The sequence below is a fragment of the Streptomyces yamdrokensis genome (genome assembly GCF_053890455.1).
In genome coordinates this window covers 6,817,667-6,841,204 of sequence record NZ_CM132679.1, presented here as the reverse complement: position 1 = coordinate 6,841,204, position 23,538 = coordinate 6,817,667, and the positions used below count along the sequence as shown (strand labels likewise).

15 protein-coding genes and 1 pseudogene are annotated in these 23,538 nt (G+C 70.1%); 9 read left to right on the top strand and 7 right to left on the bottom strand.

The annotated features are described in order from the left end of the window. Window positions 1-173: 173 nt before the first annotated feature. Window positions 174-734 (top strand): ATP-binding protein, encoded by a 561-nt coding sequence (locus tag ACWZEH_RS30215; protein WP_456194231.1) that lies wholly within the window; start codon window positions 174-176, stop codon window positions 732-734. Here the strand turns inward: ACWZEH_RS30215 and pglX are convergent. Further along, window positions 661-4,278 carry a BREX-2 system adenine-specific DNA-methyltransferase PglX gene (gene pglX / locus ACWZEH_RS30210; RefSeq protein WP_456194230.1) on the bottom strand — a complete coding sequence of 1,206 codons (3,618 nt, stop codon included), beginning with the start codon at window positions 4,276-4,278 and terminating at the stop codon, window positions 661-663. The genes ACWZEH_RS30215 and pglX overlap by 74 nt on opposite strands. Further along, on the bottom strand, window positions 4,275-8,945 hold the full coding sequence (pglW, locus tag ACWZEH_RS30205) for a BREX system serine/threonine kinase PglW (RefSeq protein WP_456194229.1): 4,671 nt from the start codon (window positions 8,943-8,945) through the stop codon (window positions 4,275-4,277). The genes pglX and pglW overlap by 4 nt, the downstream gene beginning before the upstream one ends. Before the next feature lie 610 nt (window positions 8,946-9,555). On the opposite strand from pglW, the gene ACWZEH_RS30200 reads away from it, so the two are divergent. Continuing rightward, window positions 9,556-9,693 (top strand): DUF6408 family protein, encoded by a 138-nt coding sequence (locus ACWZEH_RS30200; protein ID WP_456194228.1) that lies wholly within the window; start codon window positions 9,556-9,558, stop codon window positions 9,691-9,693. A 60-nt stretch (window positions 9,694-9,753) separates the two neighbouring features. Here the strand turns inward: ACWZEH_RS30200 and ACWZEH_RS30195 are convergent, their stop codons facing one another. The 4 genes and pseudogenes from ACWZEH_RS30195 to ACWZEH_RS30180 all read right to left on the bottom strand — a co-directional run. Then, entirely contained in the window at window positions 9,754-11,868 is a 2,115-nt protein-coding gene (locus ACWZEH_RS30195; protein ID WP_456199918.1) for a DUF2075 domain-containing protein, read from the bottom strand. Between the two features lie 202 nt (window positions 11,869-12,070). Beyond that, window positions 12,071-13,960, bottom strand: a complete 1,890-nt coding sequence (locus tag ACWZEH_RS30190) for a DNA/RNA helicase domain-containing protein (protein WP_456194227.1) — start codon at window positions 13,958-13,960, stop codon at window positions 12,071-12,073. Between the two features lie 251 nt (window positions 13,961-14,211). Beyond that, window positions 14,212-15,285, bottom strand: coding sequence for a Kelch repeat-containing protein (locus tag ACWZEH_RS30185; protein ID WP_456199916.1), 1,074 nt, complete (start codon window positions 15,283-15,285; stop codon window positions 14,212-14,214). A 132-nt stretch (window positions 15,286-15,417) separates the two neighbouring features. Further along, a pseudogene (locus ACWZEH_RS30180) lies at window positions 15,418-15,572 on the bottom strand (beta-glucosidase); the annotation flags it as partial. A 255-nt stretch (window positions 15,573-15,827) separates the two neighbouring features. On the opposite strand from ACWZEH_RS30180, the gene ACWZEH_RS30175 reads away from it, so the two are divergent. Continuing rightward, window positions 15,828-17,252 carry an MFS transporter gene (locus ACWZEH_RS30175; RefSeq protein ID WP_456194226.1) on the top strand — a complete coding sequence of 475 codons (1,425 nt, stop codon included), beginning with the start codon at window positions 15,828-15,830 and terminating at the stop codon, window positions 17,250-17,252. Window positions 17,253-17,402: 150 nt separating this feature from the next. Here the strand turns inward: ACWZEH_RS30175 and ACWZEH_RS30170 are convergent, their stop codons facing one another. Beyond that, window positions 17,403-17,555 (bottom strand): hypothetical protein, encoded by a 153-nt coding sequence (locus ACWZEH_RS30170; RefSeq protein WP_456194225.1) that lies wholly within the window; start codon window positions 17,553-17,555, stop codon window positions 17,403-17,405. Between the two features lie 167 nt (window positions 17,556-17,722). Here ACWZEH_RS30170 and ACWZEH_RS30165 point away from each other — a divergent pair, with 167 nt between their 5' ends. The 6 genes from ACWZEH_RS30165 to ACWZEH_RS30140 all read left to right on the top strand — a co-directional run bounded on the left by ACWZEH_RS30165 (window position 17,723) and on the right by ACWZEH_RS30140 (window position 23,317). Next, complete coding sequence (locus ACWZEH_RS30165) at window positions 17,723-17,851, top strand: hypothetical protein (RefSeq protein ID WP_456194224.1); 129 nt, start codon at window positions 17,723-17,725, stop codon at window positions 17,849-17,851. Window positions 17,852-17,989: 138 nt separating this feature from the next. After that, window positions 17,990-18,769: a hypothetical protein gene (locus ACWZEH_RS30160; RefSeq protein ID WP_456194223.1), complete on the top strand. Its 780-nt coding sequence runs from the start codon at window positions 17,990-17,992 to the stop codon at window positions 18,767-18,769. A 280-nt stretch (window positions 18,770-19,049) separates the two neighbouring features. After that, window positions 19,050-19,574: a hypothetical protein gene (locus ACWZEH_RS30155; protein WP_456194222.1), complete on the top strand. Its 525-nt coding sequence runs from the start codon at window positions 19,050-19,052 to the stop codon at window positions 19,572-19,574. Window positions 19,575-20,116: 542 nt separating this feature from the next. Continuing rightward, entirely contained in the window at window positions 20,117-20,881 is a 765-nt protein-coding gene (locus ACWZEH_RS30150) for a hypothetical protein (protein ID WP_456194221.1), read from the top strand. 722 nt (window positions 20,882-21,603) lie between these two features. Further along, on the top strand, window positions 21,604-22,740 hold the full coding sequence (locus ACWZEH_RS30145) for a hypothetical protein (protein ID WP_456194220.1): 1,137 nt from the start codon (window positions 21,604-21,606) through the stop codon (window positions 22,738-22,740). Window positions 22,741-22,966: 226 nt separating this feature from the next. After that, a complete protein-coding gene (locus ACWZEH_RS30140) occupies window positions 22,967-23,317 on the top strand; it encodes an ATP-binding protein (RefSeq protein WP_456194219.1) in 351 nt (116 codons plus the stop codon). Window positions 23,318-23,538: the final 221 nt, after the last annotated feature.

Genomic DNA, 23,538 nt, shown 5'->3' with positions numbered 1-23,538 from the left:
GAACCGCCCAGTCAGCCAACTCGGGGCCTGGGAACCGGTCACGCCCAACACCGGGTACAAGCGCACCGACCGCGTGTACAGCCCGTACCCGTCAGTGCATCGCTCCTGGTCAACGCTACGCAGAGTCCGTGATCGTTGACCCTATGAAGTCAGAAACTCTCCCGAATGGGCATATGCCGCAGCACCCCGCACCCAAACGCGAGTTCACCATGCGCTTCACCTCGACGTCGCGCGGCGCCCGCCTCGCCCGCCGACTCGTCTCGCACCGTCTGGACGACTGGGGGCACCCCTACACGACCCCGGTCAACGAGACGCTCACCCTCATCACGTCGGAACTCACCGCCAACGCCGTACGCCACGGCCACGTCCCCGGCCGGGACTTTCACGTCCAACTCACCCTGACCGATGACACCTTCCGTATCGAGGTGACCGACACCCGCGACGAGAAACAGGCCCCTGCCAGTCCCCCGGCGACCGACCCGCATTCCGAGTCCGGCCGGGGCCTACTCCTCGTCGCCGCCCTCGCAGACGACTGGGGCGTCACTCCTCGCCAGGCCGCCCCGGGCAAGACCGTGTGGGCGGAGCTGCACGTGCGGGCAAAGGGCCACCCGCTCACGCACCGGGTGGCCCCTGAACCGACGGATCTCGATCTGCTCCTGGCTACTGCTTCGCTGTTGCGCGACGACCTCGGGTCGCGGCCGGAGGACGCCAGCCACGGAGGTCGTCGTCGGTGAGTCCGTGCTCGCCCTGCTTCTGCTGGCGGTAACCGGCGAAGAAGTCCGCCGGGGAGCCGCTGTAGAGCATGTCGAACTCGTTGTGCCACTGGGACAGCCACGGCTGGAGTTCCAGCAGGCCGGCGAGGAACGGAGTGATCTCCTCGGTGGACAGCGCGGTGTTGGTGAAGTAGGTCGCCAGCGCCTGCGCCTGCTCCTTGTGGTCCCAGCCGGCCCACCCGTACAGCTCGGGGGTGGCGGCGTTGGTCTGCCCGTAGGAGATGAACCGCTCCTTGGGCACGTCCAGCTTGCCGCGCGCTCGCCAGTAGGAGGGGCGCAGGAAGTCGGCCGAGGTGTACTTCGGCGGCACGGGGATGGATTCCCGAATCTTCCGCTTGGCCTGCTCGTCGGGCGCGGCGTCCTCCTTACGCTGGAGGTCCCACACATCCTCCCAGTCGGCACGCTTCTTCAGCCCGGCGGGCTTGTAGCGCAGGGCGGTCAGGAACGGCACGTGCTCGCCGCTGATCAGCTCCGCGACGACCTGCACAAGCTCCTTGCGGGGCGCGTAGAGCTTGGCGACGGAGGCGAAGTCCTCGTCACGCGAGAGCGCGTCGGTGAGGCGGGCCAGGGTAAGCATGGTGGGCTGGCCGTTCTCGTCGAACCACAGATCGCGGTTCTCCATGCGGTCGAGCAGCCAGGAGCGCAGGGCCTTCTCCTGGAGGGCGTCCCAGCCTTCGGTGGCCCAGCGACGCTTGTACTCGGGGCGCTCGACCATGCCGATGGCACGGTTCGACTCGATGGCGTCGATGCGCTTCTGGACGACCTCGCGGTAGGGCGCAGGCCAGCGGGCGGGGATCTCCGTGATGGGCGTGGAGCCGTGCCGCCTGAACCACTCGTCGCTGGCCTCGCCTGCGGCCACGCGGCGCGCGAGGACGATCTCGAAGGCACGCTCACCGAGAGCGAGTTCAGGAACGGATCCCTCAGGAGCACGCAGGTCTTCGTTGTGCAGGGCGTAGAGGGAGTAGACCTGCCAATCCAACTCTTCCTGTGTAGCGATTATCTGGGCACGAAGGGACGTCCAGCGAGCATTGGCCTCGCGAAGAACGAGAGCGGTAGGGATCTTTTTCTCAATGAGGACAGGCGGAGAATTAGCGGAAAGACGCTGAGCGAGGGTGTCGAGGGAGAGGGCGAGGGAGGTGGGGTAGGAGGAGGGCAAGGGGAACTCTTCCAGCTTGGTGCCGGTGAACTCATAGGTCCATGACCAAGGCTGGTCAGACTGACCTCCACCAGACTCGGGGCTACCACCCTTCTTATGGCTCACCATTTTCAGCCAGAACCCGGTCGTGGAACTGTTGAGCAGCCCGAGCAACCGCAGGTGCTCCTCCTCACTCGCCCCCTCCCGCAACTTGATCACCGGAGCGGAACGGTTGAACACCTTCCCGCCCCGATCCAGCACGAAATGGTTGTGCGTAGCCACAAACGCGAAAGAAATGGCCCACGGATGCGCTCCCTGGTCCTTAGGGAGCTGATGCCACTCCCACCAAGGCCTGCCATCCCTGAAATATGTTCCGCCCGAGAAAGTGGCACGTCCTCCCAGCTCGGTCCGGTATGACCACAGCCAACTGGCTAGATTGGGAAACAGTTCCGGGCGAGTCAGGTTGCGTCGACTGTCATACGGATGAAAAGCTTCGTTCCCTTCTCCGAATTGGAAGTCGCGCACCTCGTCTCCCACAACAAGGCGTCGGACATATTCCGACTCAGCTTTGATTCTGGTGAATGCGCGCGGAACGGCGCTCATGGCATCGTCCGACCCCATGACACCGTAGAACCCGATTCGATGCAGATTCTGCTTCAGGATCGCCTGCCGGACCATGTTGATCTGCTCCAGCATCTCTTGGCCGCCATCGGCAAGGACCCATGGTTGTTTACTGAAGTACTTTTCGCGGTTCAAGTCATCAACCGACACCCACTGGCTCACCGAGCCAGGCTTGTCGATTTGCTCGACGATCGCCCTCCAGACCAAGCCCTCCTCGGCGTGCTCCGGAGCGGCAGGTTCACCTTGGACACTGCGGACGGTTCGAATGACTAGCGAGCGGCTGTCCCCACCCCTCCGCCTACCGATCAGGATGACTGTCGGCGTCCCATGCCCGGGGATATAGGCGCCCGAGGAGTCGATGACCTCAGTGAGCTCCACCGCGTGCCCGAAATACCCCTCGATGAGTTTCGTCCCGAACTCCCGTTTCATGAAGGAGTTGGCAGTGATCTGCCCGACCATGCCGTAGCCGCGACCCTCGGCGTCTCCGCGCTTGGCCAGTTCGAAGAACCGCTGAGCAAACGGAACCGAGAGCGCATACTTGCGTGCACAGGCCGAATATAGCTGTCGGTACAACTCGTTAAGTTTCTTGTCCTTTACCGTGATGTAGGGCGGGTTGCCCACCACCACGTGGTACCGCCCTGGTCGCAAAATCTCCGGATGTTCGTGCACGTCCTCTGTGGCGTATTTGAACTCGGCCAGCTCGTCTTCTGCGTCTTCGCCCTCAGTGTCGAACAGGTTTTCCTGCTGGGAGTGGCGGGCCTTTATCAGTGAGTCTCCGACCGCCAGGTGAATCGGCCACTCGTACTTCGACGCCTCATCCAGCTTCCGCACACCACTCGCCGCCATGGCCGCAACCAGCAGCCGGAACCGAGCGATGGCCACCGCGAACGGGTTGATGTCCACGCCGTGCACCGAGTTCAGCGCTTCCCGCACCCGCTCGTGCACGTTCTTGCCCGGCTGGTCCCCGGCCCACAGCCGCACGAGCCGCCGGAACGCGCCCAGCACAAAGTGCCCCGATCCGCACGTGGGGTCGATCATCTTCAGTTCCTCGTACCCGAACTCCCGCACCGCCGGGTTCATCGTCCGGTCGAGAATGAACTCCTCCACGAACTCCGGTGTCTGGAGCAGCGCATACGTCTCCCGCGCGGCCTCGCTGAGGTCCTGGTACATGTCGCCCAGGAACCGCGTGTCCCAACCCTCCGTACCGTCCTCGTTCAGCGGGTCTGTGAAGTTGTGGACGAGGACACCCGCCTCATCCCTCTGCCGCCAGAACTCGACCAGTTCCCGCGCACCGTCGTGCGACAGCGGAATCTGATACAGCGGGTTGTGCCGCTTGTCGAAGAGGAGCCGGCCCGCCTGGCCCTGGCCCAGCTCGTCGAACGCCTTCTCCAGCCAGCCGCGGTAGGTCGGGTCGTCGTCCGACTCCACGTACGCGTCGTACCGCGACTCCGCCAGCTCGCGCCGGTCGCCGTCCGCCCCCGTCAGGTACGGCTCGGGGATCAGCCGGTTGTCCTCGCAGAACCGCACGAAGACGGACCCCAGCACCCACGCCACCGCGACCTGCGTGACCCGCTCGTCCAGCCACGAGGTCCACGTCGCCGCCGTGCGCCCGAGCTTGCGCGCCTGGTCGTACTCAGCCCGCAGCCGCGTACCGACCTCACCGAGGGCCTTCACCTGCTTGCCGAGGTCGGCCTCGACCGCCTTGACCTGCTGCTTCAGGTCGTTCAACAGAGCCTTGCGGTCGATCATTTCGCGTCTCCCTCGACACCACTTGCCACAACCTCGCCGGACCCGCGGTGGACGTTGCCCACCCACGTGTCCGGAAGCTGGATCCACTCCCCCAGGCCGGCCTGGTACGGCACGGCCACCTGCCCGAGCCGGGGCTCGCGCGAGGGGTCGTTCTGCGGGACCAGGAGCCACAGCCCCCGCCCGCCCCGCCGGGCCGCCGACGCCAGCCGGTCCAGGACACCCATCGCGTCGTACCGGGCGAACACCCCGGCCTCCGTCAGCAGGACCGGACCCGCACCGTCACCGCCACCCAGCAGCCCGGCGATCCGGGGTTCGACCGAGCCCCACGCCGTGCGCGCGTACTCCGCGAACCGCACCGCACCCTTCGAGCCCGGCTCGGCGGCGTCCGCCTTGAGCAGGGTCTCCCAGGTCGGCTTGGTGCCCGGGGTGACCTGCCCGTGCAGGGCTTCCAGGAACAGCTCGGTCACCGACAGGGCCTGTGCGCCCAGCCGTTCGGCGCCCAGTTCCCGCACCGCGTCCCGCACGAGCTGCTGCCGTACGGTCAGCACCCGGTACCCGTCCCGGCGGGCCGAGGCGAGCAGGCGTTCCTCCGCGCGCACCGCGCCCGCGAGCTGCGGGTCGTCCGCGTACCGCGTCACCGTGCCCGTGCGCGTCGACTGCCGCCACGCGCCCGTCGTGAGGTAGCTGGACGCGTCCTCCACCCGCGTCGGCAGGTAGCGCAGGGTGCCGGTGTCCTCGCGCATGCTCAGTGACAGCTCGAAGCCCGCGTCGCGCAGCGCCTTGGTGAGCGGGCCGCCGGTCGGCAGTTCGTGGGCCGTGCCGCCGCGCCCGTCCACCACGACCAGCTCGGGGAAGCGGGCACGGACCCGCTCGTGCACGTCCTCGCCGGTCAGACCGGGCTGCCGGCCCTCGGACTGGCCCGGGATCCAGCGGACGAGTCCGGCCTGGGTGAGGCGCAGCGCCCGGACGAGCGACAGGTCGCGCGGGTAGATCTCCAGGCGCGGGGTGGCGGCGGCGTTCACGGACGCGGCGGCGGCCAGCTCCACCATGCGCCGCTCGTCCCAGTCGACGGCGCCGGGCGGGACGGTCAGCGCGCCCAGTTCGGCCAGGACGGTCGCGGCCGTCGGCAGGGTGTCCAGCCTGGCGAGCCGGTCGGCGGTCCTGCCGAGGCGGGTCGCGTAGTCGAGCAGGCCGGGTGCGGTCGGGGTGTCCGGGGCGTCGTTCTCGCGGACGTCGAGGGCGAGGAGGCCGGCGCCCAGGGACTCGTCGGTCGCCTTGCGGTTCGGCTGGTGCTGGAACTCGGCCTCCTGCGGCACCAGTTGCTCGGCCTCGACAACGGCGCGTACCGCCGCCAGGGCCATCGCGCGTCGCTGCTCGCGTCCGGCAAGGTGCGTGCCGCGCCGGACGGCGAGGGCGTCGGCGATCTCCACGGCGGAGGCGACGCGCCCCATGCTCACCAACAGGTCGATGATCTCGGCACGCAGTGCCTGGACGGCGGGCTCCGCCTTCCAGCGCTTGCGCTCGTCCTTGAGCAGCTGCGGGATGCGGCCGTGGCTGAGGCCGAGCGCGTCGGCGACGTCCTTCTGCTTCGGCCAGACGCCGATGCCGGGCAGGACGCCGTGCTCGTCGGGCAGGCGCAGCAGCAGCCGCACCATCTCCGCCTTGTTGCGGTTGGAGCCGTTCTTGTAGACGGCAGGCACGAAGACGGTGGCGAGGGTGTCGAGGCTGACCGAGCGCAGGGTGCGGGCGGACAGCGTGCCCGCCGACTCGCCCGTCGCGAGCTGCCCGACGAGGGCGGACTCGGCGGCGGTGAGCTGCTCCAGTTCTTCCTTCGCCTCCGCCCGGCCCTTCGGCGTGAGCGGGGAGACGGGGATCTCGCGCAGCAGCTCGCCCCATTCCCGCTGCCGCTGCTGGACCTCGTTGCGGGTCTTGGCGCCGAGGCCTGGGGCGTTGACCAGCTTGCGGCGGCTGTGGTCGAGGAGTTCGCCGACCGTCGTGATGCCCAGGCCGTAGAGGAAGGACTGGGCGGCGGGCGTGAGGCCGGAGACGGTGAGCGGGGTGTCGCGGGTGACCTCGGCGGCGAGGCGGTCGCGCTGCTGCTCGGCGGTCTCCGGCTCGGCGTCCGCGATCCCCGCGGCGGCGCCCTCGGCGGGTGCGGTCCCGTCGGCGGGGGCGGCGGGGCGGGTGCGGTGGCTGGAGGGGACGGTCTGCGAGGCGTCGAGGAAGACCTTGCGCCAGGCGTCCCGCATCGGCTTCAGCTCGGGGAACCGCTTGCCCGCGTCGCGGTGCAGGGCCTTCTGGAAGAAGGCGACGAGCCCGTCCCGCACAGCCGGGTCGAAGGCCTCGGCCGCGATCGTCGGGTGCGGCCACTCCTTCGCGTCGGTCATGCGGGGCAGGACGCTGCCGTCGCCCCACTTGGGCAGCTCGCCGGAGGCCATCTGGTGCAGGGTGACGGCGACGGCGTACCGCTCGGCGTGCGAGTCGTAGGACCCGCGCGTGATGACGTCGACGAAGGGGTCGAGGTAGCCGTCGGTGCCCGCGTCGGTGCTCTTCGCCGGGTAGCCGGCCAGCGAGAAGTCGATGAGGACCAGCTCGCGGGTGCGGTTGGGGCGGACGCGGACGGCGATGTTGTCGGGCTTGATGTCGCGGTGCCAGACGCCCTCGCCCTCCAGGAAGTCGACGGCACCGAAGAGGTAGTCGCCGTACGCCTCCAGCTGGTCGACCGGGAGGCGGCCGTGCTCGCGGAGCTGGCGGGCGACGGTCTCCTCGCGGCGGCGCGGGCGGGACGTGCCCTCGGCGCCCTGGCCGCCGTCGTCGCGCTCGTCGCCGACGTACTCCAGCGCCAGGACGGTACGGCCGCCGATGTGCAGCGGCTCGGGCTCGACGAGGCGGATGATGCCGGAGTGGGGGCGCAGGCGGCGCATGGCCTCGGCCTCGCGGACGAGGATCTCGCCGCGGCTGTCGGACAGGGCGACCTTCAGCACGGCCAGCGGGCGTGTCCTGCGGGTCTCCGCCTCCAGGTCGCGGACGAGGAAGGCGCGGCTGGTGGAGCCGGTGCCGAGGCGGCGGCGGACCTCCCACCGGCCGGCGAGCAGGTCGCCGGCGATGACCTCCAGCGGATCCTTGTCGGCGGTCGCCCCGGTCTCCTCCCCGGCGTGCCCGTCGAGGGCCGCGGCGGGGGCGGTGAGGGAGTCCTCGACGACCTCCAGCAGTTCCAGGAACTCGTCGACGCTGGAGAGCCGCTGGCCGGGCCGGTAGGCGGTGGCGGCCTGCACCAGGAAGTCCACGTCCTCGGACAGGCCGTCGACCAGGGAGCTGGGGCGCAGGCCCTCCCCCGCCTCCAGGCGGGCCAGCAGCTCGGCCTGGCTGGCGGCCGGGGCCTTGCCGGTGACCAGCAGGTAGGTGAGGACGCCGAGCCCGTACACGTCGAGGTGGACGGGGTCGGGGCTGAGCGCGGTGAGTTCGGGCGCGAGGTAGGCGTCGGCGTCGTCGGACAGGTGCAGGACGGACAGGGCGGTCGGCGCGAACCGGGTCATGCCCTGGCCCTGGGAGGAGTCGCCGCTGCGCTGGGTGGCGATCTGCCAGTCGGAGACCTGCAGCTGCGGGGTGAGCCAGGCGGCCTCCTCCCCGACCGCCCGGCCCTTCCCGCCGCGCGGGCGGGGGACGACGAGCACGGAGCGGGCGGCGAGCGCCCGGTGGTGGATGCGGCTGGCGTGCGCGGAGCGGATGGTCTCGGCGAGCTGGCGCACCAGCGCCATCCGGCCGAGGATGTCCAGCTTCCTGCCGTACTGGACCAGGTACTCGTCCAGCTTCAGGGTGTTCGGGTGGTAGTCGAAGATCAGCGCGGGTCCGGCGGCGTGGCCGGAGGGGAAGTACTGCTTGAGCTGGACGGCACCGGGGTGCTTGAAACGGCCGAGGACGGCGGCCTCGCGCCGGGCGGCGTTCTCGACGGACTGGCGCAGGGAGGCCTCGGAGCCGCGCTCGCTGAGGTAGATCCGCACGCGGGCGGCCTCGGGCAGGTCGCTGTGGCGGGCGAGGTAGTCCGCCCAGGTGGGCCCGGAGTCGAAGGACTTCCGCTCCAGCTCGTAGGGGCCGACCTTGTACTGGGCGTCGCTCTTGCGGATGCCGATCTTCTTGAGGGCTCCCGCGATCTCGCGGGAGCCGATCGCAGTGATGCGGCGGCGCTCGTCGGGCGGGGGCTGCTCGAGCATCTCGACCAGCTCGTCGACGGTGTGGACGCCGTTCTGGTCGTGGGCGGGCAGCCGGACGCGCAGGCCGTGGTCGGTGAAGCAGACGGCCTCGGCGACCCAGACCCGCCTGCCGCCGGGCAGCGCGAGCAGGCCGGCCAGCTCCTTGGCCTTTCGGTTGACCAGGTGCAGCGGGTTGCCGTGGGTGCGGCGGTGCCCGCCTGGAGTGGTCTGGACCCAGGTGCCGTTCTCGGAGGTGACCGAGCCGTGCCAGTCCTTGAGCTCGATCATGCAGACGCCGCCGGGGGCGACGACCAGCAGGTCGACCTCGCGGACGTGGCCGGTGTTGGCGGTGAAGGTGAAGTTCGACCAGGCCCGCCATGGATCGGCGTCCGGCAGCTTGCGGCGGATCGCCTCCAGGCCGCGGCGTTCGTGCTCGAACTCGGACTCGGTGACCGTGGCCCACCGGCCTTCCCGCATGCCTGTTCCCCGCTCCTCGTGTCCTTCAAGGGCCGCCGTTCCCCATGGTCAGGCCCTCGGGCAGATCCTAGTGGCTGCCTGTGACATGAGAAGAGGCGGTGAAGGACGGGACTACAGGACATACGGCCCGCATGATCACAAGGGGAAGCCGCGCTTCACACCGGCGTACGGCAATGACGGCGGTCCGGTTTTCCGCATATCGAGCCGAACCGGGCCAGGCTGGTCCGACCTCGCGCGTCGAGGACCGCCCCGCTCCCCACTGCCCTGGCCGTGCACGGCTCCGAGAGCGTGCGCGACCTCCACACAGTCGTTACTCCCGTGCTCTCGGCCGTCACCCGTGCGCCGCGGGAACCCGTCGACGCACCGGTGTGCGGGAAGGACCGCATCCGAACGCACTCCGGCGGTGGCCGAAAAGCACGAGCGCGCAACAGTGGTGCACTACCGTCGCTCCCGCTGCGCACCTTCCCGGAGGGTACGTCTGCGGTGTTCGGATGCCGGTTCCCGGCTGTGACTGACGAGTGGTCTCCGCTGCGTGTCGCACGCGGCGTGACTGCGGATGCCCGGAAGGGCGGTCCCGCCATTCCCAGCTCACGCCAAGGAGCGGACATCCATGAACCCCGTTGAGTACAAGCCCGCACGTCGTCACCGGCTTCGCGAGATCCTGGTCGACGTCGCCGCCGGTGTCGCCACCCAGCTCGTGGTGGCGGCACTGGCGGCACTGGCGGCGGCAGCGCGCCTGCTCTTCTGACGCAGGCCTGTGGCGGGCCCGGAGAGCCCGCCACTCCTCATGCGAGCAGTCCGCGCCGCGTCAGAACAGAAACAGGTCGGGCGAGTGCGGGCCCGTGCTCTGGCGCTTCCTGCGGGAGCGCCGCCCTCGGCGCGGCCGGGGCAGGTGCGGCACACGTGCTTCCTCCGGCAGGTTCTCCCAGGTGGGGCGCAGCCCGTGCACCTGGAGCCCGCCGGCCCTGTCCTTCAGGTAGCTCCGGGTCTCCTCGTCCGTGGAGTAGAGCACCGTCGCCCGGCTCGCCCGGGTCATCAGCACGTGGTAGGCGTGGCGGACCAGCCGGGCGAACTCCTGCTCGTCGACGCTGCCCGCCCTCACCTTGGGGTCGAACGAGCCGGGTACGGCGACGCGCTTGACGCCGGACTCCGGGTCCTTGCGCTCCTTGCCCCGGCGGAACACCCACCGGCCGTCCCGGCGCACCATGTCCTCACCCAGGATCACACCGCACCAGTCCCACTCGAGACCCTGAGCCGTGTACACACAACCGATCTGATCAAGCCCTTTCTCGTGCACGGACCAGATCCTGGACGGCGGCGCCCCGTTCTCGCAGACCGCGTCGCTGTCCGCGTTCCACGGTCTGTGCCAGTCACCGATCCGCACGTCGGCCTCCAGCCGTCTCTCCTTGCCGATCGGCTTCGTCCAGGGCCAGCAGTACCCCGCGACGAGACGGGCGGACGCCCCGGCCAGCGCTTCGGTGCGGATGATCCGTTCGAGTTCCTCCGGGCTGTCCGCCACCTCCACGTGCATCAGTCCGTCCGGCGTCCACTGCTCCGGTTCCTCGTCCGCCACTCCGAGCACGGCGCGCACCCAGCGGATGTAGGCGTCGCTGCCACCGCAGCGGAACTGTTCCCGGAGTCGGTAGCGGACAAGAGCGGCGCCGTGCCGTTGCGCCGCGTTCTCGATCAGATCGACGGTGCCGACCTCGTTCGGCCGCACGCACTGGCCCTCGTCGAGGAAGAACACGGTCAGACGGGACGCGTCGAGCAGCTCGTCGACCTGGGGCTTGGTCCCCTGGTGCTCGGGCTTCCAGAAGCGGTTGGTCGAGCGGTCCCGCAGGCGGTGTGCCTCGTCGCAGATCAGCACGTCCAGCGGCGGGTCCGGTGGGGTGACGAAGTTGCTGAAGTAGGTGAAGGTCTCCTTGAACTCCCGGTCCCCGTACCCGACGTGCTCCTGGATCGCGCCGTTGAAGGCTCTGCTGCCGCTGGCGTACTTGACCGTGTGGCCGCCTGCCTCCAGCTCCGCCTTGATCTGGAGGCCGATGGCACTCTTCCCGGTACCGGCACCGCCGGTGACCAGGAAGACCACGCGCCGCTCGTCCGGCACGAGGGCGGGGCGCCGCGGATCCGGGAGGACTTTGGCCGCGGTGTCCAGGATCTGGTCGGCGACCTTCTTCTGCCGGCCGCGCAGGGTGAACACCGTGTCCTCTCCGCGGGAGCGGATCATGGCGTCGAGCAGGGGTGTGTTGCGTAAGCCCATGCTCTGCAGCAGTAACTCGGCCGCGGACGCGCCGCCTTCCTCGGCGAAGCACTTACGGAGGTCGGAGATCAACTGATCGCGCCGGTCGTTCGTGTAGACGCGGGCGTAGGCGCCGGTCGGAGCGTCCACGTCGACCAGGGGCCGGACGGAGGCGTCGGTGGCGTTGTGCAGGTAGGCGAACCCGCCGCATTCGAAGTCCAGTCCGTGCAGCGGTCCCCTGCCGCCCGTGAACGCCTCGTAGTACTCGCGCAACTGCAGGGCGGGGTGCTTCTTCCTGCCCATTCCCGGTACGTGGACCAGCTCCGCGGTGGCCCGTTCCACCCGGGTGACCGTCGACCAGCGCTTCAGCTCGACCAACTGGACGGACGGTCGCCTCTCTTCCGGGTGATGGCCCACGAGGACGACGTCGATGAGCCTGGGGTCGCCGGGGCGGTCGGCCTCATCGAGGGTGGCGGCGCACTCGACGATCATCTCCACGTTCCCGCGCCCGGCGGCGACCAGGTCCCGCGCGAGGCTCACGAGGCTCTCGGCCCACGCGGAACGTTCCGACAGCGAGGCGTCGGCGCCTCGGAAGTGCCGCCATCTGGCGGCCAGGTGCGGCACCATACGGCGCCTCGAGTTCAGGGTCAGCAGATCCTGTGCTGCCAGCCTCAGCAGGAGCATGGACACGAGGTGGGTCCCCCAGAGCACGAGTGACTCGTGCGGGTGGGGGCATGTCCTCGCGTGAGGAAGCCCGTCGGGCCGCAATCAGTACTCGGGATCTTAGGGAGACCAGCCGTCCTACGGACGGTGACGACGCGGTGATCGACGCGAAGCGCGGCCATCATGGCCGGATCGCGTGCTCCGTGGCGAGGACCTGCCCCCGTCACACCGCGGAAGCTCGCCGTTCCAGCCGGCCGCCCGCCAGCTCCCGCAGTTTCTCCCGCGTCTCCGGGTCCGTCGAGTACACGATCGTGCCGACCATCCCCCGGGTCAGCAGCACCTTGTAGGTGTTGCGGATCAGCCGGTCGACGTCGTCGTCCGGGGTCGACCTCCTGAAGACCGGGTCCTTGGAGGCCGTTCGGTCCGTGACCCAGCGGTCGCCGCGCCAGAGCAGGTCGGGGCCGATGATGACGCCGGACCAGTCGTACTCGAAGCCCTGGGCGGTGTAGACACAGCCGACCTGGCCGAACCCGGCCGGGTCGGTGGCCCACAGGGCGGACGGAGGCGCACCGGAGACGGAGCGTTCGCCTCGCAGGTTCCAGGGGCGGGACCAGTCACCGATGACGACGTCGGCCGGAAGCGGGTTACCGGGCTTCGGTTCCGGAGACCAGGGCCAGCAGTAGCCCGCGGACATGCGAGCGCCGTAGCCCTCGCTTCGGCGGGCTTCCAGGAAGGCCTCCATCGCCTGAGGGCTCTCGGCGACGAACAGTCGCATGCGGTCGTCGGGCTCCCAGACGACCGCGCCGCCGGGCTCCAGACCCAGGAGCCGCACCACCCAGCGCAGATAGGCGTCACTGCCACCGCAGCGGAACTGGCTCTCCAGCGGCACGACACTGCACTCCAGGCCCTTGGCCGCCGCGGCCGCTTTTATCTCCCGCACCGTTCCCATCTCCCCCGGGCGCACCACCTGATGCTCGTCGAGGAGGAAGACGGGGACGCGGGCGACATCGATGAGTTCCTCTATCTGCCGTTTGCCCGTGCGGTGTGCGGCCGGTGTGTAGCGATTGGCGGACGTCTCGCGAATCCGGTGGGCCTCGTCGCAGATCAGGACGTCCAGGGTGTTCTTCTCGGTCGTCATGAAGCTGTTGAAGTACTTGAAGAGCTCCTGCACCTCGCGCTTGCGGGTGCCCGCGACCTTGCGCATCGTCTTGGTGAAGGACTGGGAGCCGGTGGCGTGCAGGGCGGGAACTCCCTGACGGTACAGCTCGCCGAGCAGGGAGAGCGCGATGACGCTCTTGCCGGTGCCGGGGCCGCCGGTGACGACCACGACTTCCTTGTGATCGGACTGCTTCGCCCTGCGTACGGCGTTGAGCACCATGCGGTACGCGACCTGCTGTTCGTCCAGGAGGACGAACTGCTCGCGCTCACGGACCTCCTGTGCCGCCACCGACATGAGCTGTCTGGACGGCACCGTCCTGCCCGCCTGAAGCTCGTCGGCGGCCCGGGCGCCCGGGTGCCGGCCGCTGAACCGGGCACGGAGGTGGTCGATGAACTCGCCGCGCCGCTCGCCCGTGAACAACCGGCCTTGCTCGTCGAGTTCGACCGCTCGCAGTCCGCTCACACCGAACTCGGTCGCGTTGTGCAGGAACGCCACGCCGCTGACGCGATCCGGGTGCTCGGCGACCGCTCCGTTGAAGTTGACGAGGTACTCGCAGTAGCGGCGTACCTGCTCGATCGGGTTGAGGACAGGATGCGTGTAGGCGTCGATCCGGCACAGTGCCGGATCGTCCTCGTCCGGCTCCGCCTGACTCCACTGCTTCAGCTCGACGACGACGTACGACGGCGCGCCCGTGGCCGGATGAACGCCGGCGAGCACGGCGTCGGCGCGCTTGCTGTTCAGCGGGAGCGCGTACTCCAGCATCATCTCCACGTCGCCCAGACCCGCGTCGTTGAGCGCGGCGGCCAGGACGGGGAGGCTGCGTTCCCAGGAACGGGTCTCCGAGGTGCCGGGCCGGTAGCCGTGCATGTGGACGAACTGGTCGGTGAGGTGCAGGAACAGCGAACCGTCGAGCGCCATGACGGCGACCGTTTTCGCGGACGCGCGGAACAGCAAGGACTTCCCCCAGGCAGCACGAAAGACTCGTGCGGGTGGGGGCATGTCCTTCGAGACTCCACCGGGGTGGAGCGGAAGCCCGTCGGGCCGCGTTGACGACGCGTCCGAGGTTACCTGGCGTCACTGACAACCGTGCAGGTGGCATGGAGCGAGAAGGGCCCCGGAGATGTCCGCGCCCCGGAGGGGGCCGGGGTCGTGCCAACAGTGACCGTGAAGGAGCCGGCCGGCCGCCCGGGGTGCTCGACAAAGGCTCACCGGTGGGCGGGACGGTAGGCGTCGTTGACGTCCACCGGGGCGGCGCCGCCCCGGACACCGCCACCGGGGATGTGGACGGTGCCGCGTACGGCGACGGCGGCCGTGCCGTGGCGCGGTACCGGCATGGGAGCCAGACGTTGCCAGCGGTCGCGCACGGTGTCGTACGCCTCGGTCTCGTCGAAGACCGTGTTCGGGTCGGTGCCGTCGTGCCGGCCCTCACCCCCGAAGGTGTAGATCCTCGTCCCCACGGCCGCGGCGGCGATGCCGCCGCGGGCGGTGGGCATCGGCGCCCGCTCGGTCCAGCGGCGGGTGCGCAGGTGCAGTGCGTAGACGGTGTCCCGCACGTTCACCTGCCCCCGGTCCCGGCCTCCCAGCACGTAGAAGGTGCCACCGACGACGGCCCCGCCCACGTGGTCCCGGGCCTGCGGCAGACTCGGCAGGGTCTCCCAGCGCCGCGTGATCACGTCGTACGCCGACACGGTGTCCACGGTGTCCTGGAGGCCGCCCGCGCCCGGCACGAGGACGCGCATACCGCCGGCGAGAAGGACCGTCGTCCCGTGCACCCCGATCGCGGCGCTGCCCCGTGCCACACCCGCGGGCAGGGGCGGAAGCCGTCGCCAGCGGTCGGCACGCGGAGAGTAGACGAAGCAGTCGCGGAGGGCCTGCCATTCGGCCCCGCCGGACAGCCCGCCGAGAACGTAGATCCTGTCTCCGACCGCCGCCACATTGGGGTGGTTCATCGCGACGGGGAGCGGGGCCGCGTCCGACCAGGTGTCGCGCCAGGTGTTGTAGACCTCCACCCGTCCGGTGGTGGTGACGCCGCCGGACGGGCCGTCCCCGGGGAGGATGCCGCCGATGACGTACACGTCGTCGCCGACGGCGGCGACGCTGTGCTCCTGCCGGGGGCCGCCGGCGATCGGTGCGCGCCGCTGCCATCCCCCGCAGTAGGGCCCTTGCGGTGCCGTGGGCGCCCCTCCAGGGGATGTCGGGTGGCCGGGATGCGCGTGGGCCCGGGCGGCCGGGGTCACCGCCAGGGCGGCACCGAGGAGCAGAGCTGTCCGCCGCTTCATGAGGAACTCCTTGTGACGTCGCCTGATGTCCACCCGGGGCAGGTGGCTTCGCCGTCGAGTGTTCCTGTCCGCGGAAGGGGCAACCAGGGGATGTGATCCCTGGTGTCGCGAGCACCTGGCTCGGCCGATCGGGCCCTCGAGGTGACCGGTCCAGGCCGAGCACAAGGGCTCGTCGAGGGTCGCCCGGTGGTGCAAACGCGGCCGCCGAGGCGTTCGGCGACGGCGGAGGCGTACGCGGCGAAGTGCCAGGCGAAGTGCTCGGCGGTGCCGCGCTCCGGCCGGCCCCCGACGGGGCGGGGAACGGGGAGCGACAGCAGCGGCGCGACGACGCACGGCCGGTCTCCCCTCACTGGTCATGGATGCGCGGCCCGGGGGCGGGCGGCGCCTGCCCGGTGAGTGCAGGGAGGGAGGGAGGAGGGGGCGGAGCCACGTATTTTCCACGGGCGCCGACAACCATGAGGTCTCACATCCTGACACGGCATTCCTGAGAAGTGAGATGCCTGAAAGCTTTGGGCAACCGTTCTCCGTGGAAAGACCGTGACATGCCCGCACCAGCCACCAGCACAGCCCAGGCACCCGCCAACTCCCGCTCCCGGGTCCTCATCGCGAGCCTCATCGGCACGACGATCGAGTTCTACGACTTCTACATCTACGCAACCGCCGCGGTCCTGGTCTTCCCCTCGCTCTTCTTCCCGGACAGCGACCCGACCACGGCGCTGCTGTCGTCGTTCGCGGTGTTCGGTGCCGCGATGGTCGCCCGCCCGATCGGCGCGGTCGTCTTCGGGCACCTCGGCGACCGGCTGGGCCGCAAGGGCACGCTGGTGGCGTCGCTCCTCACCATGGGCATCGCCACCTTCCTCATCGGCATACTGCCCACCTACGAGCAGGCCGGCTGGATCGCCACCGCGCTGCTGGTGGTGATGCGGCTCGCCCAGGGCTTCGCGCTCGGCGGTGAGTGGAGCGGCGCCGCCCTGGTCGCCACGGAGAACGCCCCGAGGAACAAGCGCGCCCTCTACGGCACCTTCCCGCAACTGGGCGCCCCGCTCGGCTTCATCATCGGCAACGGCCTCTTCCTGGTCATCGGCGCCCTCCTGCCGTCCAGCGCCGGCGCCGACCCCTCCCAGCCCTCCGAGGCTTTTCTGACCTGGGGCTGGCGCATTCCGTTCCTGTTCTCGGCGGTGATGGTCGCGATCGGCCTGTGGGTGCGGATGCGCCTGGTCGAGGCGCCGGTCTTCTCCAGGACCCGTGAGGCGGGGCTGGTGCGGAAGCTGCCGCTGGCCACCGTCTTCCGCAGTCACGGGAAGCAGCTGGTCCTCGGCACCTTCTTCATGCTGGCGACGTACGTGCTCTTCTACCTGATGACCACGTTCTCGCTCAGCTACGGCCGTACCGCCGAGGACGCCGCCGTGCCGGGCCTGGGGTACAGCTACACCACCTTCGTCCTGATGATGATCTTCGGGGTGCTGTTCTTCGCCGTGTTCACCCTGGTCTCCGGCCCGCTCGCCGACAAGTACGGCCGCCGCTCCACCCTGATCTGGGTCACCTCCGCGATCCTGGTCTTCGGGCTGGTGTGGGTACCGCTGATCGGCATGGGCACGCTCGGCGTGGTGCTGTGGCTGGTGCTCGGGTTCACGCTGATGGGCATGACCTTCGGCCCGATGGGCGCGCTCCTGCCCGAGCTCTTCCCGACGAGCGTGCGCTACACCGGCTCGGGCATCTCGTACAACGTCAGCTCGATCCTCGGCGCGGCCGTCGCCCCGTTCATAGCGGTGGCGCTGTGGGAGGCCGGTGACGGCTCGCCGTGGCTGGTCGGCGTCTACCTCTCCTCGATGGCACTGCTGACCCTGGTCGCGCTGATCGTCGGCAAGGAGACGAAGGACGTCGCCCTCGACGAGGGCGAGGCCCCTGCCGGCGCCGGCACCACCGCCGACCGGGACGGGTCCCCCGCCTCCACCATGGCCCCCTGAGCCGTACGCGTCCCACCGTGTCCCCCTCCCCCGCGCGGGGAGGGGGACACGGCGCTGTCTTCACGGCTGCTCCGTGACCACGGCGAAAGGGCCGTCGAGGGCGGCTCCTGCTTCGCATCGTGGGAGCGGGCGGCCGAAGAGCGGGCGGCCTCAAGCGAGGGGTGTCCGGGGCTCCACGTCCTCCACTTGCGGGAGCACCTCACTCGCGAGGAGTTCGAGGTGGTCGAGGCCGGTGAAGTCGGCCGGGAAGGACCCAGCGGCTGCCGACACCTGCCGCAGCAGTGGAGCGAGCTGCTGGCGCACCCGGAAATTACCCAACAGAGTCCAGAGGCTGGTCAAAGTCCCCTCGTGACCACGCCCTGCGGCTCGCCGTTGACCGTCACGGCCGGATCGGCCTCCACTACACGCACGGACATGTCGATAGGTGCGGAGCGGGCGTTGGCCGTTTCGGCTGCCGAGAGGTGCCGGACGTGGGAGGAGCCGTCGGCGAACGGGCGGACGATGTGGGCCAAAAGACGGGTCAGCTCATCGTCGAGACCGTGCTGCGGTGGGGTGCCGTCGGGGCCGAAGGAATCGATCTCGCGCAGGGAGGTGGCTGATCATCGGCCCGGCCGTCGGGATGTGCCCGTCAAGCCCTTGACCGGATGCCGCTTCGACGGAGGATGGGGGAAGAGAGCGGATCTGCGTGGTGAAGTATGGGCCTCTGATGACTCCGACAGCAGGGAGCGTTTCCTCCGATGCCCGCACAGCCCGCACGCTCTGAGCGCAGCGGTCCTGAGACCGCCTCGGTCATGGATGTCCCGCCGTTCAAGCCTTCTCTCGTCAGAGCGGTGTTCAGGGACATGACCCCGATGCACGTCTCCCGGCCGGCCGCGTGGGCCGCCGCGTCGGTGACGCGGACAGTGCTGACGGAGATCATCGACGGCGCGAGGAGAGCGGCGGCGGAGGAGGCCCGGAGGAAGCTGATTCCCGGGGACCTTCTCTCGGCGATCGACCGGAACGTCGAGCTCGAGGTGGGGAGCAGGTGGTACGACCACAGCCCGACGTTTCGAGGCCTGACCGGTGTCCTGTACGACGCCGAGGGGGTCGTCGTGCCTTCTCGTAAGCGCAGCGGGTCGCGCAGACCGAGTGCTGTGGTCGGCGCCCACAGGTTCGAGGCCGGGGTCAGGAAGCTGCTGCGGAGTCAGGGGGTGACGGCCGTCCCGGCGATGGTCCGCGACCTGGACGGAATCGCGAGCGTGTTCCTGACGGACCTCGCCCGGGACGCGGCCATGGTCGTCCGCGAGGGCGGGGTCAGACGTTTCGGTACGGTCACCCTGGCGATGCCGGGCGAACCGGCCCCACCCCCGCTCCTCAAGGATCCCCTCCTGGCCCTGTCCACCCGCAGGGGGGACGGGCGGACCATCGGCGGGGACGACGTCCTGGCCGCCACCACGATGCAGTTGTTCGGCGGCACCCTCAGGCAGCGGGCCCTCACCGAAGCACGCGCGGCGACACAGAACACCTCGGCCGGCTGAGCGGGTGCGACCCACATCACCGCCCGCACCCTCATCCGCTACCGCGGACTCGCCCCATGAGAGGGCCGCCAAGGGCTGCCCCGCACCTGTTGGTCACGCGTGGGACGAGCCCGCACGGCTCAGTCGCCACCGGGCACTTGGCTCCTCGGCCGTACACATCCCAGCTGACGCGGGGGCCCGCACGCCGCCTCCGGGCAATGCACAGGCGTCCCGCCCCGTGCCTGTCCTGTCCTGACCGCTGCCGTCCATGCCGGGACCGGCTCGACGGAGGGGCAGCGGAGTGCCGGACGTGTACGAGATCATGCTGGACGCTGAGCTGAGCAAGGCGTTCGACGTGTGGTCCGGCTGTCTGGACGCCCGGACCTGCGAAGACCCCCAGGCCCGTGCACGACTGCGTTCCGCCCTGCGATCGGCCCGCGAGGCGGCTGCCGCGGACGATCCCGAGTCCGCACGCGCCTTGGTGGCGGAGATGTACGACGACGCGCGAGAAGCCGGCCTTCCCTGGGCTCCCGTGCTGCCTGGCCCCTGTGCGGCGGACCGGGAGGCGCGCGACTACGCCAAGGACGAGTTGCGGGAGGTGCTGCCGGTGCACCTGCGTGACGAACTCGACGGCATCGCGATCTTCCTGAGCGTCACGGGCCGCCGCCTCCGGAACGCCCCCGGTCTGGACACCGCCACCCGCCAGGACATCCTCTACCTCACGGCCCGCGCCGGCATGGCCCTCGACCTCGCCCAGTCGACAGCAGCACGACGGGAACTCGAACGCCTCGAAGGAATCGCGCGACGCTGTGGCGTGGAGCCCTGAGAGCCGAGCGACAACGGCCGCGAGCTTTCCCCGGCCGCCACGACCGAAGCCGCTCGGAGAGCATTCACCGGACAGCCCTGGAGCAGCAGGACCGGCATCGCAGGGCGCCGACTGCGATCACACGGGGTACGAGCAAGCGGCCTGGGGCCGCACCCCGCGCTGGGGGGGCGGCCCCCGGTGCGTGTGGTGAGGGGACTGCTTCGGCAGCCCCTGCTTCCTGGCGGGCCGGCCGCCCGCCGTGGCCCTCCTCAGTCGGCCTCCCGCACGCGGGCGGCGGTCCGCCCGGTGAGCTCGCGGACGCCCTTGGCGGCGTTGTCCGAGAGCTCGCCGAGTACACGCTGCTCTCCATTCGAAGATCCTGCCCAGGGGGTCGGTGCTTCGCCCGCCGCCCCGCCGCACCGATCTCTCCGCCTCGCGGAAGGCGGGGTTGGTCTGATGCCCCATCGTGATCCGCGGGTGTGCAACCCCGTGTGGATGCCGGCTGTCTGTAAGGCGCTGGAGGGATGAGCCTCCGGTGCCTTTCCGTACAGATTGGGGACCAGGTGGGAAAGCAGGTCTGGAGAGTCGTCGTGGCCGGTGGTGCGGCGGCGGCGTTCACGGCCGTGGCCGCGGTGCCGGCCGGGGCGGCCGAGGGTGGGGTCTCGTTCAGCCGTGTCCAGGTGAACGGCGGCAAGCCGATCGTGATCGGGGTGTCGGGGGAGGTCGCGGCGCCCGCCTCCTTCCGGATGGCGACCACTCACAAGTGGAAGTGGCCGGCGGTGTTCCTGTACCGCAAGGGTTCGGGTGACCGGCTGTGGCACGCCATCGAGACGAGCGACTGCATCAAGGTGAGCTCGGGCGTCTGCGACTTCAACGAGACGATGTACTTCGACCCGAGCGTGTGGGACATGCACAACAGCGAGGCCGGGGCCTGGAAGGTCGGGGCCGAGGTGTACTTCAAGGGCGGCGGTGGTGACGTCGACGCCAAGGGTCTGACGGTCCACGTCAAGCGCGACTCCCGCCTGACCGTCAACGCCTCGCCCGAACCGGTGTCCAAGGGCAAGACCGTCACCGTGACCGGAAAGGTCACCCGGGCCAACTGGGAGACCAGGAAGTACGCCTCCTACGGAGGCCGCCGGGTGACCCTGCAGTTCAAGCCTGCCGGCACCACCTCCTACACCACGGTGAAGAAGGTGTACGCGAACGGCTCGGGCAACCTCAGGACGACCGTGAAGGCGTCCAAGACGGGTACGTGGCGATGGCTGTACTACGGCAACACCACCACCGGATCGTCGAAGTCGTCCGGGGACCACGTCGTGGTGAAGTGATGTCCGCGGTACCGGCGGGCCGGCAGGGGCCGCGTCGGCCGTAACGGCTGCGACGGTCAAGGCGTCGGGTCCGCCGCGATCGGGCGGACCCGACGCCTTGCGCCCTGGCCGACCGCGAGGGTCCGTGCACGGGCCTCAGTGCGACGTGAGCCGGCGCGCCGTGCGGACCATGAGGCCGGTCACCGCTCCGGTGGGCGGGGCCGGACCTCGATGAGGCGGACGAGGACCACGGCCCTCAAGGCCGTCCCCGCCGTACGGGGTCGGACGTGTTCGACCCCGTGGGTGTACCGGCGGAGCCGGGCTGGTGAGCTCGGACGACCGTGGAATCGACCGTCCGGAGCCTCATGGCCTCCCTGCGGCTCGATGTCCGATCAGGCGACGCGGGGCCGGCGCCGACTCGCCCTGCCCGACGGCAGCGGCGCCGTGGTCGACTGACGAAGTCCACGATGCCCCCGGCAGTTCCCGCGACATCGAGCGCTTCGGCGACGGCGGGGCCGAGCGCGCACGCGTGCCTGCCCTCGTGTGTGCGACGCCCACCTGTACCCGCGCCCCCGTCTCCCGACCCGGCGCCGATCGCGTGACGAGACGTTAAAGTTGCGCCTCAAGGGGAGGACGTCGAGTGGCCGTTGTGCCGCTCGCCGAAACAACGCGCGGAGAAACGGCAGCCGGGGCCCAGGCCTCGCAGTTCGGCGACCGCGGAACAGTCTGGGGGGAAACGCGCCATGACGGACGCGCCGACGCACGCTGCCGACACCGACACGAACGAAACCGGCGACGCCGCCGACCGGAAGGTCGTCGAGCAGGAGCAGGCCCAGATCAAGGACTTCGTCAAGGGCCTGAGCGCGGACGACATCAAGTCGGGCAACTGGTTCACCAAACTCGCCGCTCACGCCATGAACGCGTACACCGAGAAGGTCGACTGGCAGTACTTCCAGGACCGGTACGCGGGTGTGCCCGCGGACGCCGTCGTGGATCAGCGGATCAAGATGGCGGCCCGGTACGCAGCCCTCGAAGGCGGGCTCTCCGCCGGGGCGTACACGGCGACCGTCGCCGCCACCATCGGGAGCCTCGGGGGTGCGTCACCGGTGACCGTCCCCGCGGCCGTGGCGACCGTGATGGTGGACGTCGCGTTCGTCACCCAGCTCCAGCTTCGCCTGGCCTACGACATCTCCGTCCTCTACCGGGTCCCGATCGACGTGCACGACCCCGAGGACCTGTGGAAGCTCATCCGCGTGGCCTTCACGATCAAGAGCGGGGAAGCGGCCAACAAGACCGTGTCCAAAGCGATCCCGGTCATGGTGCGACCGCTGGTCAAGCGCTTCTACTCGAACACGGTGCTCACCGCCGGGAAGGCGCTCCCCGTCGTCGGGAAGCACCTCCTGCAGCGCAACGTCATCAAGATCGGCATCCCCCTGGTCGGCGTCCCCCTCGCCGTCCTGCTGAACCGCTACACGACCCTGCTCGCCGGCCGGCACGCGCGGGCCGTCTTCCGGAACGAGGCGCGGGTGATCGAGCTCGCCGAGGGGCTGAGCCGGAGCAGCCGGCACCCGCAGTTGATGCTGTGGGTCGCGTGGCTCGTCATCAGGGCGAACGCGAAGGCCAAGATCGCCGATGACGAGGCGCTGCTGATGCGGCATCTGGTGAGGCTGGCCCGGGAGCGGCACGGGGTGGTCGACGAGCAGTTCGCGCACGTCGTCGACATCGACCCGGCCGAGGTGTGGAGGCGCGTGGACGCCGAGCCGGGCGATCTCGACGACGTCCTCGACGCGGCGGAGCGCGTGGCCACCGTGGACGGTGACGTCACCTCCCGTGAGAAGGCGGTCCTCACGGAGCTCCGGGAACGGTGCCGCCGGGGCTGAGCCCGTCGTGCGGCAGCGTTCTCGCGCCACTCCCCCGCCGTGGCCCGGCGGCCGTGTACAGTGCACGGCCGTACAGGCGTCGCTCCCGGTGGCACGCCCGCCCGGCCGCGAAGATCGGGACAACACAGCCCGACCTCACGTCCTCGTGCCGCCGCTGACGTACAGCGCGGACCCGTACAGGCGTCGCTGCTGGTCAGCTGCCGGTCCCGCCCATCACGCTGACGGCATGCGCAATCCCTCCCTCCGGCGGCCCCGGCTGCTGCCTGCTCCTTCCACGCCTCCCACCGCATTGGCGATGACCTTCACCGCGACCCCGCGAGGTGCCCGCCTGGCCCGCCTGTTCGTCGCCCACTGCCTGGACTCCTGGGGCCACCCCTACACCGGCGACGTCAACGAGACGCTGACCCTGATCACCGCCGAGCTCTGCGCCAACGCCGTACGGCACGGACGCGTCCCCGGACGGGACTTCCACGTCCGGCTGGCCGCCGAGGCGGACGGCGGGCGACTGCGCCTGGAGGTCTCCGACACCCGCGGGGAACACCGGCCCGCCGTCGCCATTCCCCCGTCTGGCCGGTGACGAAGGCGAGGTCGGCGAGGCTGTTCCACTCCTCCTTCGCATACGTCCCCTGAACCCGGGAGCGGGGGAACGCTTCTGACCTTGCGGGAGGGTGACGGTCCCTGGGAGTCGGCCGCCCGGGCGTACCTGTCGGTCAGGGCGGCAGGGTCGGCGGGCGAGTAACGGTGTTGTCTGCGACGCCCGTTGAGGTCCCTCTCTCCCACCCCACGCGTACAGCACCG